A 13,885-nucleotide genomic window follows, 5' to 3' on the forward strand; every position below is an offset into this window, starting at 1 on the left:
TGGCCAGGGCAGAGCCTTCCGGCCCCTTCGCCCCGCGGGGCGTCCGCCCGGCAGCGAGGCGTGCGTGTGAAGCGTTGCCGAGGGCCCCGGGCCCACGGTCCGCCGGTCCGGTCGACGCGACCGTCCTTCGGGTCGTTGGGCCCTCCACCCCACCGGCAGGGAGAGGTCGAATGGGAACGATCGGTCTGCAGCGGGCCGAGGCAGAGAGGGCAGAGGCGGAGAGCGGGTGGTCGAGATGGTCGACAGGACGTCAACGGGCGGCGAGACCGTCCTCGGTGACATCGACGTGGTGTCCTCCGAGGAGCTCCAGCGGATGGCGCGGGTAGCGGGACCGTGTGTGACCGTGCTGCTGCCGTCCGCGCGTGTCGGGCCGGACACGGTGGTCGGCCCGACCCGGCTCAGGCACCGGCTCCAGGAGGCTGCGGCGGGCCTGGCGGGCGCCGGGGTCGAGGAGTCGGTGGCGACCGAGGTGCTGGCGCCGCTGCACGCCCTCGAGGACGACGCGGAGTTCTGGCAGCACCAGGCCGACGGCCTGGCCCTGTTCGCCGCCCCCGGGTATGCCGCGCGGTTCCGGCTGCCGATCGAGGTCACCGAGCAGGTCGTCGTGGGGGAGTCCTTCCGACTCCGCCCACTCGTGCCGCTGCTGTCCGCGGACGGTGGCCTGTTCCTCCTGGCTCTGGCCCAGAACTCGGTGCGGCTGTTCCACGCCACCCGCCACAGCATCGGCGAGCTGAGGCTGGGCGACATCCCGTCCTCCATGGCAGAGGCCATCCCGCAGGAGGAGATGGCACGCTACGGCCAGTCGCACTCGACCGGGCAGGGCACCACGCAGTTCCACGGGCAGGGCAACGAGGCCGACTACGACAAGGCGGCCCTCGAGCGGTTCTTCCGCGCCGTCGACCGGCCGCTCACGGCGCGCCTCGGCCCGCGTCGCGAGCCCCTCGTGCTCGCCTGCGTCGCCTACTACCTCCCGATCTTCAGCGCGGTGAGCCGCTACCCGCTGGTGTGGCCGCAGGCCGTCGAGGGCAACCCGGAGCACCGGCCGGTCACCGAGCTCCACGACGCCGGCTGGTCCCTGGTCGAGAGCCACTTCGCCGAGCGGGAGACGCTCGAGCTCGACCGGTACCGCGCGGCCGCCGGGACCGGGCTCACCCTGGCCGACCCCGGCGAGGTGGCCGCCGCTGCCCGCGAGGGCAGGGTGGACACCCTGCTGCTGCCCCGCGAGGCGCCCGGGGCGGCCGACGAGGGGGATGTCGACCGAGCGGTCGTCGAGACCCTGCGCCACGGGGGCCGGGTCCTCGAGGTGCACGAGGCCTCGGCGATGGATACGCCGGTCGGCGCGCTGCTGCGGTTCTGACGCGTGGCGAGCGGGCAGCAGCGCGTGCGGGCGGCCTGCCGACGGTGACCCACCCTCCCGGGGGAGGGACTAGGTGCGGGACCCGGCGCCCGCGCGTCGACGCACCAGCCAGGAGGCCGCACCGGCCACCAGCACGGCCACGCCGGCGACGACCGATCCGGCCGGCAGGCTCGCGCCGACGGCCACGCAGCCGACGACTCCCGCGGCCGGCACGATCCGGCGGGTCGGCGACTGGTCCAGGGTCCACGCGCTGGCGTTGGCGATCGCGTAGTAGGCGAGCACGCAGACCGCGGAGAAGCCGATCGCCGGCCGCAGGTCACCGGCCGTCACCATGGCGGCGACGAGCGCGCCCACGGCCAGCTCCGCCCGGTGCGGCACGCGGTGGACTGGGTGCACGCGGTCCAGGGCACGCGGCAGGTGGCCGTCGCGAGCCATCGCCAGCACGGTGCGCGAGACCCCGAGCACGAGGGCGAGCAGGGAGCCGACCGCGGCGAGGGTGGCCCCGCAGCGGACCGCGGGCACGAGCCAGCCCTGACCGCCGGCGCGCACCGCCTCCACGAGCGGGGCCGTCGCCGAGGCCAGCTCGTCGAGGCCCAGGGCGTGGACGACGGCGCTGCCGACAACGGCGTAGACGGCCACCGCCAGGGTGAGCGCGAGCGCGATGGCCCGCGGGATGGTGCGCGCCGGGTCGCGCACCTCCTCCCCGAGGGTGGCGATGCGGGCGTACCCGGCGAACGCGAAGAAGAGGAAGCCCGCCGCCTGCAGGACACCCGGCCAGCCCGGCGGGTCCCCGGTCAGCGTCCCGTCGGCGGCCGGGGCCGACCACGCGGCCAGCACGACGGCCCCGAGGACGACCAGCACCAGGGACACGATGACCCGGGCTGCGGCCGCGCTCCGGTGGACCCCGACGTAGTTCAGGGCGGTCACTCCTGCGACGGTGGCGACCGCGACGGGCCGCATGGCAGCCGGCCAGAGGTAGGCGCCCACCGTGAGGGCCATCGCCGCACAGCTGGCGAGCTTGCCGGCGACGAAGGCCCAGCCCGCGAGGTAGCCCCAGAACGGCCCGAGCCGCTCGCGCCCGTAGACGTAGGTGCCGCCAGACTCGGGGTATCGGGCCGCGAGCCGCGCCGACGACGAGGCGTTGCAGTAGGCGACCGCGGCGGCCAGGAGGAGGGCCAGCCACAGCAGCGAGCCCGCGGACTGGGCTGCGGGCGCGAAGGCGACGAAGACGCCCGCCCCCACCATCGATCCCAGACCGACCGCGACGGCGTTGCCGAGCCCGAGGCGCCGCGCAAGTCGCTCAGCCACGCCCACACCCTAGGCCTCCTGCCCCTGCGGCGGCAGGCCCGGGCGGCATACGGTGTCGCCATGCGACTCACCCACCTCGGACACGCCTGCCTCCTGGTCGAGATCGCCGACACCCGCCTGCTGGTCGACCCGGGCATGTGGTCTCCGCGCGCGGTCGACCAGCGCGACCTGGACGCGGTGCTCGTGACGCACCAGCACCCCGACCACCTCGACCGGGAGAGGCTGCCGGAGCTGCTGCGCGCCAACCCCGGGGTCGAGCTGCTGGCCGACCCCGGCACGACCCGCCTGCTGCGCGAGAAGGGCATCGACGCCGAGGCCTTCGAGGAGGGGGACGAGGTCGCCATCGGCGGAGCCCGCCTGGCCGCCGCGGGTGCCGACCACGCCCTGATCCACGACGACATCCAGCGGATCCCCAACACCGGGGTCCGGATCAGCGCCGCCGGCGAGCCCACGCTGTTCCACCCCGGCGACGCCCTCGACGCCGAGCCGGGCGAGGTGGACGTGCTGGCGTTCCCGCTCAACGCGCCGTGGATGCGCAGCCGTGAGATGACCGCCTTCCTGCGGCGGTTCAACGCCCCGTATGCCGTGCCGATCCACGACGCCCTGCTCAGCGAGCGGGGACGCAAGCTCTACCTCACCCAGGCCGACAGCCTCGGAGGGGCGGACACGTGCATCCGCGACCTCGGGAGCGGGGAGCCGCAGGAGTTCCGGGCCTAGTCCCACGAGACAAGCGGCGTCCTTCGGGCCGGGCCGCCGCACACCGGCCTCCCCGGGTGTTAGCGTCCAGCCCATGAGCGGGGGACTCCACACCAACGAGCCGGCCCTTCGAATCCGTGGGCTGGCCAAGAGATTCGGCGAGACCCTCGCGGTCGCCGGCATCGACCTCGACGTCCCGCGAGGGTCGTTCTACGGCCTCGTCGGACCCAACGGCGCCGGGAAGACCACCACGCTGTCGATGGCGACCGGCCTGCTCCGGCCGGATGCCGGGACGGTGGAGGTGCTCGGCGTGGACGTGTGGTCGGACCCCACGGCAGCCAAGGCCCGGATCGGGATCCTCCCCGACGGGCTGCGCCTCTTCGACCGGCTCACCGGGCTGCAGCTCGTGACGTATGCCGGCCTGCTGCGTGGCATGGACCGCGGCGAGGCAGTGGGCCGTGCGGAGGAGCTGCTCGCCGCGCTCGGCCTCACGGAGGCGGGGGAGAAGCTCGTCGTGGACTACTCGGCTGGCATGACGAAGAAGGTGACGCTCGCCTGCGCCCTGGTGCACGGACCACGGGTCGTCGTCCTCGACGAGCCGTTCGAGGCCGTGGACCCGGTCTCCGCCCGGACCATCCGAGGCATCCTGTCCCGCTATGTCGAGGGCGGTGGCACCGTCGTGCTCTCCAGCCACGTGATGGACCTCGTGGAGCGCATCTGCACCGACGTCGCGATCATCGCGGGCGGCGCGGTGCGGGCCAGCGGCTCCCTCGACGACGTGCGCGGGGGCCTGAGCCTGGAGGACCGCTTCGTGGACCTCGTGGGCGGTTCGACCGACGTGGAGGGGCTGGCGTGGCTGCACACCTCGTCCAGCTGAAGCTGCAGCTGCTGCGCAACGGCCTGCGCCGCAGCCCCGCGGCCCTGATCGGCATCGCCCTCGGCCTCCTCTACGGCGGGGGGCTGCTGGTGCTGGGGATCGCCGGCCTGGTCACTCTCCGGTTCCAGCCGGACCTCGAGCTGACCCGCGCAGCGACGACCCTCCTGGGTGCCGTGCTCATCGCCGCCTGGGCGCTCGTGCCGGTGCTGGTGTTCGGCACGGACCCCACCCTCGACCCGGTGCGCTTCGCGACGTTCGCCGTGCCCGAGCGGCAGCTGGCCGCTGGGCTGGCGATGGCCGGACTGATCGGGCTCCCGGGTGCCGCGACCGTCCTGCTGGTCGCGGCCACCCTCGTGACCTGGTCGCACAGCGTGCTGGGCGTGCTCGGCGCCGCCGTCGGCGGGGTCGCAGGGATCGCGACCTGTGTCCTGCTGAGCCGGATCATCACGGCGGCGGCGGCCTCGGTCCTGAGCACACGCCGCGGTCGGGACGTGCTCGCCGTCGCGGGCTTCGTCGCGCTCCTCGGCTTCGGCCCCCTGGTGAGCGTCGCCAGCGGCGCCGACATCGCTGCGGGAAGTCTCGGCGCGGTGGCCACCGCCGTCGGCTGGTCGCCGCTGGGCTGGGCCTGGGCCGCCCCGGCCGACCTCGTCGCGGGCGACTGGGTCGCCGGGCTCGCCCGGCTGGCCCTCGCCGTGGTCCTCGCCGGCGCGCTCCTTTCGGCGTGGCAGCGCCAGCTCGCGGCGGCGGTGCGCAACCCCCGTGGCGCCAGCGCGGACCCCGACACCGGCGGCCACGCGGGCCTCGGCCTCCTCGGCCGACTTCCCGGCACCGCACTCGGCGCCGTCGCCGCCCGGTCGGCGATCTACTGGCGCCGTGACCCGCGGCTGAACTTCCCCGCCCTCATCACGGTCCTGATGCCGGCGGGACTGCTCGTGCCGGGACTGGCCGGGGACTCCGAGCTCGCCCTCGCCGCCATGCCGCTCGCCTCCGCGTACATGCTGGGGTGGGGCCAGCACAACGACGTCGGCTACGACTCCACGGCCTTCTGGCTGCACGTCGCCACAGGGGTGGACGGGGTCAGCGACCGGGTGGGCCGGCTGTTCCCGTCGATGGTGCTCGGCGCCGTCTGCGTCCCCGCCTACGCGGTGCTCGGCGCCGCCCTCGGTGGCCGGTGGGACCTGCTGCCGGCCTCGCTCGGCGTCAGCATCGCGCTGCTGCTCTCCGGTTTCGCCCTCGCCTCGCTCACCAGCGCCGTGAAGCAGTACCCCGTGCCCGGGCCCGGCGAGAGCCCGTTCGCGACACCACCCGGCGGGGCAGGGGTCACCCTCCTGGTGCAGGCCGCCGTCGGCCTCGGGGTCCTGGTGCTGTCGCTGCCCGCGCTCGTGCTCGGAGCCCTCGCGTGGTTCGGGCACGGATGGGCGGCCTGGGCCGCACTCGTCGTCGGGCCGGCCATCGGGGCCGTGGTGGTGGTCGTCGGCGTGCGCCAGGGTGCGGCGCTGTTCGAGCGCCGCGGGCCCGAGCTGCTCCAGGACCTCGTCCGCATCCGCTGACCCCGCGGGGTGCCGCATGGGCGGCCACGCGCACTCCCGCTCGCCATACGGCGTTCAGCGCCCGTCAGCGGTGCTGGGCTGCGAGGTGGGCGGCGCCGATGATCCCGGCGCGGTTCTCGAGCTGGGCGGGCACGATCGGGGTCCGCAGGTCGAGCAGGGGCAGGTAGCGGTCGGACTTCTTCGACACGCCGCCGCCGACGACGAAGAGGTCCGGCCACAGCAGCGCCTCGAGGTGGCTGTAGTAACGCTGCAGGCGCCCGGCCCACTCGTCCCAGGACAGCCCCTCGCCCTCGCGTGCCGCATTGGCCGCCCGGCTCTCGGCGTCGTGGCCGTCGAGCTCGAGGTGACCGAGCTCGGAGTTGGGGATGAGCACGCCGTCGTGGATCAGCGCCGTCCCGATGCCGGTGCCCAGCGTCGTCAGGATGACCAGGCCCTCGTGGCCCTTGGCCGCGCCGTAGTACATCTCGCCGATTCCGGCGGCATCCGCGTCGTTGACGGCGACGACGGGGTGGTCGAGCAGCTCGTGCAGGTGGGCGACCACGTCGAAGTCGATCCAGGCGGGGTCGATGTTCGCCGCGGAGCGCACGGTCCCGCGGGTCACGACGCCGGGGATGGTGACACCGATGGGCGCGTGGCCGTGGGCGCCGTCGAACCGCTCCACGATGTCGGCGATGACCTTGCAGACGTCGTCCGGGGTGGCCCCGTCAGGAGTGTCGATGCGGATCCTGTCGGCCGCGAAGTTGCCCCGGTCGAGGTCGACCGGGGCCCCTTTGATGCCGCTTCCCCCGACGTCGATCCCCAGGGCGATGCCGCTCTCCGACATGGGTGCTCCTCTCCGGGGCTCCGTCGCCCCGCGGTGCCCGCTCAGGGCAGGGTCAGGATCTCGTTCCCGCTCTCGGTGATGAGGATGGTGTGCTCGAACTGTGCGGAGCGGCGGCGGTCCTTGGTGACGACGGTCCAGTCGTCGTCCCACATCTCCCACTCGTGGGTGCCCAGGTTGAGCATCGGCTCGATCGTGAAGGTCATGCCGGGCTCGATGATGGTGCTGTAGGCGGGAGCGGCGTCGTAGTGGGGCACGATCAGGCCGGAGTGGAAGGCGGCGCCGATGCCGTGGCCGGTGAAGTCGCGGACGACGCCGTAGCCGAACCGGCGGGCGTAGGACTCGATGACGCGGCCGATGATGTTGATCTCGCGGCCCGGCAGCGCTGCCTTGATCCCCCGCATCATCGCCTCGCGGGTGCGCTCGACGAGCAACCGCGACTCCTCGTCGACGTCGCCGCAGAGGTACGTGGCGTCGGTGTCGCCGTGGACCCCGCCGATGTAGGCGGTGATGTCGATGTTGACGATGTCGCCGTCCTCCAGCGGCCGGCTGTCGGGGATGCCGTGGCAGATGACCTCGTTGACCGAGGTGCAGAGCGACTTCGGGAATCCGCGGTAGCCCAGGGTGGAGGGGTACGCGTGGTGGTCCAGGAGGAACTCGTGGCCGACGCGGTCGATCTCGTCGGTCGTGACCCCGGGAGCGATCACGGAGGCCGCTGCCTCCATCGCCTGGGCGGCGATCCGCGCCGCGATGCGCATCTTCTCGATCGTCTCGGCGTCCTTCACCTCCGAGCCGTCGTGCTTGGCCGGGGCGGGGCGGTCGACGTACTCGGGGCGCGGGATGGAGGCGGGCACCTGGCGGCGCGGCGAGATCTCCCCGGGCGCAACACTTGCGTACGTCAACGGCATACGGTGGAGTCTAGGCACTTGGACGGCTCACGACATGGAGGGCTCGAGTGGCTTACTGGTACAACGTCGACACCGGGAAGGTCGAGACCGACGAGACCAAGGGGCCGGGTGACGACCTGATGGGGCCCTACGACACCGAGGACGAGGCCTCGCGTGCCCTCGACATCGCCCGGGAGAAGACGGCGCGCTGGGACGAGGAGGACCGCGCCTGGGACGACGACCTGGACGACTGACGACGACTGACGACGACTGGTCAGTCGTTGAGGCGGTGGATGCTCACGGCGTAGCCGGCGTCGGGTCGCCAGGTCTCCTTGGCCCACGAGCGGTAGCGGCGCAGGAAGGACAGCCCAGCCACCGTGCACGCCCGGTCGTAGGCGTCCAGTCCCGTCACCGGGATCCGCGGCGGCAGGTGCGCCGCGTCGAGGCCGAAGCCCGCGACGACCAGGCCGCCGGGCTGCACGTGGGCGGCGACCCGCTCCATGGTCTGGGCCAGGGTTCCGGGAGCGAGCAGGGGGACGACGTTCCCGGCCAGCACGGCGACGTCGAACGCCTGCGTCCGCAGGTGGAGACGGCTGAGGTCCTGCCGCACCCACACCGTGGCGGGGTCACGGTCCTGGGCCACCGCGAGCATGTCGGCGTCGACGTCGACGCCCACGCAGTGGTAGCCCAGCGTGGTGAGCTGGGTGGCGACGCGCCCGGTGCCGCAACCCGCGTCGAGGATGCGGGCCGGGGGCGACACGAGGGACTCCACGAACGCCGCCTCGCCGTGGATGTCGACCTTGGCCGCGAGCTCGTCGAAGCGCCGTTGGTAGGCCGTCGCGGCAGCGATCCCACCGGAGATCTCGGACCACAGCGTGCGCGGCTCGCTCTCGGGGATCGGGGGCACCTGCTCGCTCATGGGCACAGCGTAGATGCGCGTCCCGGCCGGGCGCTCCCGGTTCAGCGGGTGAGCTTCGGCAGCACGTCGCGGCCGAAGACCTCGATCCACTCGCGCTGGTTGCGCCCCACGTTGTGGAGGTAGACGCGGTCGAAGCCGAGGTCGACGAAGCGCTGGATCTCGGCCCGGTGCAGGTCGGGGTCGGAGGAGATGACCATCCGGCCCTCGAAGTCCTCCGCGCGCACCAGCTTGGCCATCTGCTCGAACTCGAACGGGGAGCGGATGTCGGCCTTGGGGAACTTCATCCCGCCGTTGGGCCACTCGGTCATGGCGTTCCGGAGGGCCTGCTCGTCGGTCTCGGCCCAGGACAGGTGCAGCTGGAGGATCCTCGGCATGGCGGAGGGGTCCTTGCCGGCCTCGCGGGCCCCCTCCTCGAACCTGCCGAACAGGCCCTCGATCTTCTCCAGCGGTGCCCCGACGGTGATCATGCCGTCGGCGAGCTTCCCGGTCTTCCGGGCGTTGATCGGGCCAGCCGTCGCGACGAGCACCGGCGGAGCGGCCTCGGGCATGGACCACAGCCGGGTCGTCTCCATCTTGAAGAACTCTCCGGCGAACTTGGTGTCCCTGCCCTTCAGCGACGCGGCGAAGAGCTGGTTGATGAGCTCGACCGCCTCCCACATCCGGCGGGACCGCTCCCCGGCCTCGGGCCAGTAGCCCGGGACGACGTGCTCGTTGAGCGCCTCGCCCGTCCCCAGGCCGAGCCAGGAGCGACCCGGGTTCATCGCCTCCAGGGTCGCCGCGGCCTGGGCCACGATCGCGGGGTGGAAGCGGAACGACGGGCAGGTCACGCCCGGACCGAGGTCGCCCCTGGTGCGCTCGCCCACCGCCGCGAGCACGTTCCAGACGAACGACGCATGGCCCTGCTGCGGCACCCACGGCTGGAAGTGGTCTGCGGCCATGCACCCGGAGAAGCCGTGCTCCTCGGCGAAGGCGGTGAGGTCCACCGCCTCGCGCGGGTGGAACTGCTCGAGCATCGCGGCATACCCGACCGTGAGCGTGCCGTCGGGAGTCAGGGCATGGGCGCGGTCCGTCATGCGCGCAACGCTATCCCCGCCCCGCCCGGGATGAGAGCCTCGGGCCATGGAGACGCTGACCACCACCGAGCAGCGAGTGCTCGACGCCGTCGACGCCGACGAGATCGTGGCCGACCTCGCCGACCTCGTGGCGATCCCGTCGGTCGGCGGCACCCCGGCGGAGGCGCGGGCGCAGCTCTGGTGCGCCGACCGGCTCCGCAGCCTCGGCCTCGAGGTGGAGGAGTGGGACATCGACATCGCCGCCGAGCAGGCGGCCGAGGGCTTTCCCGGGATGGAGGTGGAGCGGGCCGCGGCGCGCGGGTGCGTGGCCGTCCTGGGTGGACCCGCCGCGGCGGACCGCACGGGTGTGCCGGCGCTGGCCCTCTGCGGGCACACGGACGTCGTGCCGCCCGGGGACCTCGCCCAGTGGCCGGCAACGGGTCCGTTCCGGCTCCGGGTGGAGGGCGGGGTGGCCTCCGGACGCGGCGCGTGCGACATGAAGGGCGGCCTCGCCGCGGTCCTGGGTGCGGTGGCCGCCCTGGGGCGGGCAGGGGTGCGCCTGGCCCGGCCGCTCGCCGTCCACACGGTCAGCGGTGAGGAGGACGGTGGGCTGGGGGCGTTCGCCACGCTGCGGCGGGGGCACGTCGCACAGGCCTGCGTCATCGCCGAGCCCACCTCCGGGGCGGTCGTGCCGGCCAACGCGGGCTCCCTGACCTTCCGGCTCGAGATCGAGGGACGGGCCACGCATGGCTCCACCCGGACCCGCGGCGTCAGCGCCATCGACCTGCTCCTGCCCGTCCAGCAGGCGCTCAGGGCGCTCGAGGTCGAGCGCAACGCGGTGGTGCCGGAGCTGTTCTCGCACCTGGACCTGGCGTGGCCGCTCTCGGTCGGGATCGTGCGTGCGGGCGACTGGGCCAGCACGGTGCCTGACCGGCTGGTCGCCGAGGGCCGGTACGGCGTCCGGCTGGGGGAGTCGCTCGACGACGCCCGGACGGCCTTCGAGCAGGCAGTGGCCCTGGCGGGGGAGCAGCACCCCTGGCTGCGGGAGCACCCGGTGGCCGTCAGCTGGCCGGGCGGCGCCTTCGCCCCGGCCGCCCTGCCCACGGGGGACCCGCTGCTCCGGGACGTGGCGGAGTGCGTGACACGCACGGTGGGTTCCCCGCCGGAGGTGCTGGGTGGCCCGTACGGCTCGGACCTGCGGCACTACGCGGCAGCCGGCATCCCGACGCTGCAGTACGGCCCTGGCGACGTGCGGCACGCGCACGCCTCGGACGAGCAGGTCGAGGTCGCCGACCTCGAGCGGTGCGCCCGGGTGTACGCCCTCCTGGCCCTGCGCCGCTGCGGCACCGTCGACTGACCGGCGGCTACTCCTCGAAGGAGTGCTCCGCCGCGGGGAACGTGCCCGCCGCGACGTCGGCGGCATACGCACGGGCCGCTGCGCCGAGCGTGCCCCGGAGGTCGGCGTACTTCTTGACGAAGCGGGGAGACCTGCCACCGCGCAGGCCGGCCATGTCGGACCACACCAGGACCTGCGCATCGCACTCGGGCCCGGCGCCGATGCCGATGGTGGGGATCGACAGCACCTCCGTCACGCGGGCTGCGAGGGGCGCCGGCACCATCTCCATGACCACCGCGAAGCACCCGGCCTGCTCGAGCGCGACGGCATCGTCGACCAGCTTGTCCGCGGCGTCGCCCCGGCCCTGCACCTTGTACCCGCCGAGGACGTGCTCGCTCTGCGGGGTGAAGCCGATGTGCCCCATGACCGGGATCCCGGCCCGGACGAGCAGCTCGATCTCGGGGACCATCGCCTTGCCCCCCTCGAGCTTCACGGCGTGGGCGAGGCCCTCCTTCATGAAGCGGGTGGCGGTGCCGAGCGCCTGCTCGGGGCTGGCCTGGTAGGACCCGAACGGCAGGTCCGCCACCACCATCGCCCGCCGGGCGGAGGACGAGACCGCCTTCACCAGCGGCAGGAGGTGCTCCACGGTGACCGGGACGGTGGTCTCGAAGCCGTAGACGTTGTTGCCGGCCGAGTCGCCCACGAGCAGCACCGGGATGCCGGCCTCGTCGAAGATCTCGGCGGCGTACTGGTCGTAGGCGGTGAGCATCGCCCACCGCTCCCCGCGCTCCTTCATGGCCTGCAGGTGAGGGATGCGCACGCGGCGCACGGGCGCTGGGCCCGAGGCCGCCTGGGGGCCCGAGCCGTAGGGTGCCTGCATCTCGCCGGAGGTGGGGGAGTCGCTCATACCCGGTGATCCTAGGGTGGCGCGCCCGGACGAGGTCAGGAGTCCTGCTCGCGCCACCGGCTGGTGATCGGCAGCCGTCGGTCGCGGCCGAACGCCAGCGCCGAGATCTTCGGGCCCGGCGCGAACTGGCGACGCTTCCACTCGGCGCGGTCGACGAGCGAGACGACCTTGTCGACGACGGCCTCCTCGAAGCCGGCGGCGACGAGCTGGGCCCGGCCCTGGGCCCCGGAGACGTAGAGCTCGAGGATCGCGTCGAGGACGTCGTAGGGCGGCAGGGAGTCCTGGTCGACCTGGCCGGGGCGCAGCTCTGCCGACGGGGGCTTGGTGATGGAGCTCGGGGGGATCGGCGGTGTCTCGCCCGCGCGCTCGGCCTCGGCGTTGCGCCAGGTGGCCAGCTCCCACACGAGCGTCTTCGGGACGTCCTTGAGCGGTGCGTAGCCCCCGACGCTGTCTCCGTAGATCGTGGAGTAGCCGGTCGCCAGCTCGGACTTGTTGCCGGTGGCGAGGGTGAGGTGCCCCTCCTGGTTGGACAGGCCCATGAGGATGACGCCGCGGCACCGGGCCTGGAGGTTCTCCTCCGCGACGCCGGTGAGCCCCAGGTGGGTGAGGAACGCCTCGACCATCGGCTTGATCGGCTGGACGCGGTAGTCCAGCCCGGTCCGCTTCGCGAGGTCGGCGGCGTCGTCCTTGGAGTGCTCGGAGGAGTACTCGCTCGGCATCGAGACCCCGACGACGTTCGACGCGCCCACGGCGTCGCACGCGAGGGCGGCCACGAGCGCGGAGTCGATCCCGCCTGACAGCCCGAGGACCACCGAGGACATGCCGTTCTTGCGGACGTAGTCGCGCAGCCCGAGGACGACCGCCTGGTAGACCTCGCCCACCGGGTCGAGGCGCGGTGCCTCCGGTGCCGCCCGCGCGGCATACGAGGGGGCGGGCTCCTCGGTCACGGCGGTGAAGACGACGCCCTCGGTCACGTCGGCGGGGTCGAACGTCGACTCGGCGAGGTCGAGGTCGACGACCAGGAGGTCCTCGGCGAACTGCGGACCGCGCGCGAGCACGGAGCCGTCGGCGTCGACCACGATCGAGTCGCCGTCGAAGACCAGCTCGTCCTGGCCGCCCACGAGGTTGAGGTAGGCCAGGGCGCACTGTGCCTGCCCCGCGCGGCGGGCGGCCAGCGCGAGCCTGGTGTCGTCCTTGTCGCGCTCGTAGGGCGAGCCGTTGAGGACGAGGAGCAGCTCGGCGCCGGCCTCGCGCGCCATGGCGACCGGACCGCCCTCCTGCCAGATGTCCTCGCAGATGGCCAGCGCGACGTCGACCCCGCGCACCCGCACGACGGCGAGGTCGTGGCCGGGGGTGAAGACCCGCGCCTCGTCGAAGACGCCGTAGGTCGGCAGGTGGTGCTTGGCGTAGCGGGCGACCACGACGCCACGGTGCAGGACCGCCGCGCAGTTCTGGGGGAGCTCGCGAGTGGGGTCGGCGTCGCGGCTGCCCGCGGGGGCGCGGTCGAGGTAACCGACGACGACCGGGAGCTCGCCGACCCCGTCGGTCTGCAGGTCGCGGGCCAGCCCCTCGAGGGCCTCCCGCGAGGCGTCGACGAAGGACGTCCGCAGGGCGAGGTCCTCGACCGGGTAGCCGGTGAGGACCATCTCGGGGAAGGCGACGAGGTGGGCGCCGGCCTCGGCGGCCTTGGCCGCCCACAGCCGGACCACCTCCGCGTTGCCGCCGAGGTCCCCGACGGTGGCGTTGACCTGGGCGAGGGCGAGTCGGAGTTGCGCCATGCGGCAACCCTACCGACGGGCGCGAGTGCCGCCTCGGCCGACAGTGGGGCGACCCTCCCGGCGCGTGCGGCGATCGCCGGCCGCGCCGGCGCGGCCGACGGGCGGGGTGACTTTTTAACAAGTCGTTACGCCGCTAGCGGTCGCGTGGCCGCGATCTCGTGCTTGCATCGCCACGTGTGTGCCAAGTGTGGCCACGAACACCACTGGAGGATCTGTGAAGAGACGTCACATCAACGTCCTGTCGGGCGTGGCGGTGGCAGCCGTCGCGCTCAGCATGGCGCCCGCCCAGGCGCAGGCGATCCCTGTGCACGGCGACCCGGAGCCGAAGGCCGCCCACCGCGAGCACGACCTGCCCAACCCGCTGGGCGACGCCGCGCGCGCGTTGCGCAAGGAGGCCG

At 73.6% G+C, this 13,885-nt stretch carries 14 protein-coding genes; 7 read left to right on the forward strand and 7 right to left on the reverse strand.

Annotation, left to right across the window (positions count from 1 at the left end):
* The first annotated feature begins 235 nt into the window (after positions 1 to 235).
* A complete protein-coding gene (locus VIB11_RS14430) occupies positions 236 to 1,357 on the forward strand; it encodes a hypothetical protein (protein WP_332031981.1) in 1,122 nt (373 codons plus the stop codon).
* A gap of 69 nt (positions 1,358 to 1,426) precedes the next feature.
* On the opposite strand, the gene VIB11_RS14435 is transcribed toward VIB11_RS14430, so the two are convergent.
* On the reverse strand, positions 1,427 to 2,665 hold the full coding sequence (locus tag VIB11_RS14435; RefSeq protein WP_332031959.1) for an APC family permease: 1,239 nt from the start codon (positions 2,663 to 2,665) through the stop codon (positions 1,427 to 1,429).
* Between the two features lie 60 nt (positions 2,666 to 2,725).
* On the opposite strand from VIB11_RS14435, the gene VIB11_RS14440 reads away from it, so the two are divergent.
* The 3 genes from VIB11_RS14440 to VIB11_RS14450 all read left to right on the forward strand — a co-directional run bounded on the left by VIB11_RS14440 (position 2,726) and on the right by VIB11_RS14450 (position 5,788).
* The gene (locus VIB11_RS14440) at positions 2,726 to 3,382 is read left to right on the forward strand and encodes an MBL fold metallo-hydrolase (protein ID WP_332031960.1); all 657 of its coding nucleotides are present in this window, start codon (positions 2,726 to 2,728) and stop codon (positions 3,380 to 3,382) included.
* Between the two features lie 73 nt (positions 3,383 to 3,455).
* Entirely contained in the window at positions 3,456 to 4,238 is a 783-nt protein-coding gene (locus VIB11_RS14445) for an ABC transporter ATP-binding protein (protein ID WP_332031961.1), read from the forward strand.
* Positions 4,214 to 5,788: a hypothetical protein gene (locus VIB11_RS14450; RefSeq protein WP_332031963.1), complete on the forward strand. Its 1,575-nt coding sequence runs from the start codon at positions 4,214 to 4,216 to the stop codon at positions 5,786 to 5,788. The genes VIB11_RS14445 and VIB11_RS14450 overlap by 25 nt, the downstream gene beginning before the upstream one ends.
* 64 nt (positions 5,789 to 5,852) lie before the next feature.
* On the opposite strand, the gene ppgK is transcribed toward VIB11_RS14450, so the two are convergent.
* Together ppgK and map are read right to left on the reverse strand one after the other, a co-directional pair.
* Positions 5,853 to 6,611 carry a polyphosphate--glucose phosphotransferase gene (gene ppgK, locus VIB11_RS14455; RefSeq protein WP_332031965.1) on the reverse strand — a complete coding sequence of 253 codons (759 nt, stop codon included), beginning with the start codon at positions 6,609 to 6,611 and terminating at the stop codon, positions 5,853 to 5,855.
* Between the two features lie 41 nt (positions 6,612 to 6,652).
* Entirely contained in the window at positions 6,653 to 7,516 is an 864-nt protein-coding gene (gene map / locus VIB11_RS14460) for a type I methionyl aminopeptidase (protein WP_332031966.1), read from the reverse strand.
* 47 nt (positions 7,517 to 7,563) lie between these two features.
* Between map and VIB11_RS14465 the strand changes: the two genes are divergently transcribed.
* Positions 7,564 to 7,749: a methionine aminopeptidase gene (locus VIB11_RS14465; RefSeq protein WP_332031968.1), complete on the forward strand. Its 186-nt coding sequence runs from the start codon at positions 7,564 to 7,566 to the stop codon at positions 7,747 to 7,749.
* A 20-nt stretch (positions 7,750 to 7,769) separates the two neighbouring features.
* Here the strand turns inward: VIB11_RS14465 and VIB11_RS14470 are convergent, their stop codons facing one another.
* Together VIB11_RS14470 and VIB11_RS14475 are read right to left on the reverse strand one after the other, a co-directional pair.
* Entirely contained in the window at positions 7,770 to 8,414 is a 645-nt protein-coding gene (locus VIB11_RS14470; RefSeq protein WP_332031970.1) for a class I SAM-dependent methyltransferase, read from the reverse strand.
* A 41-nt stretch (positions 8,415 to 8,455) separates the two neighbouring features.
* Positions 8,456 to 9,487, reverse strand: a complete 1,032-nt coding sequence (locus VIB11_RS14475; RefSeq protein ID WP_332031972.1) for a TIGR03557 family F420-dependent LLM class oxidoreductase — start codon at positions 9,485 to 9,487, stop codon at positions 8,456 to 8,458.
* A 46-nt stretch (positions 9,488 to 9,533) separates the two neighbouring features.
* Between VIB11_RS14475 and VIB11_RS14480 the strand changes: the two genes are divergently transcribed.
* The gene (locus VIB11_RS14480; RefSeq protein WP_332031974.1) at positions 9,534 to 10,823 is read left to right on the forward strand and encodes an ArgE/DapE family deacylase; all 1,290 of its coding nucleotides are present in this window, start codon (positions 9,534 to 9,536) and stop codon (positions 10,821 to 10,823) included.
* A gap of 7 nt (positions 10,824 to 10,830) precedes the next feature.
* On the opposite strand, the gene panB is transcribed toward VIB11_RS14480, so the two are convergent.
* Entirely contained in the window at positions 10,831 to 11,709 is an 879-nt protein-coding gene (gene panB, locus VIB11_RS14485; RefSeq protein ID WP_332031976.1) for a 3-methyl-2-oxobutanoate hydroxymethyltransferase, read from the reverse strand.
* Between the two features lie 35 nt (positions 11,710 to 11,744).
* On the reverse strand, positions 11,745 to 13,487 hold the full coding sequence (locus VIB11_RS14490) for an NAD+ synthase (protein WP_332031978.1): 1,743 nt from the start codon (positions 13,485 to 13,487) through the stop codon (positions 11,745 to 11,747).
* Between the two features lie 214 nt (positions 13,488 to 13,701).
* Here VIB11_RS14490 and VIB11_RS14495 point away from each other — a divergent pair.
* The coding region (locus VIB11_RS14495) for a hypothetical protein (RefSeq protein WP_332031979.1) at positions 13,702 to 13,885 on the forward strand (184 nt) is incomplete at its 3' end.

The sequence above is a fragment of the Pedococcus sp. genome (genome assembly GCF_036554925.1).
GTDB lineage: Bacteria > Actinomycetota > Actinomycetes > Actinomycetales > Dermatophilaceae > Pedococcus_A.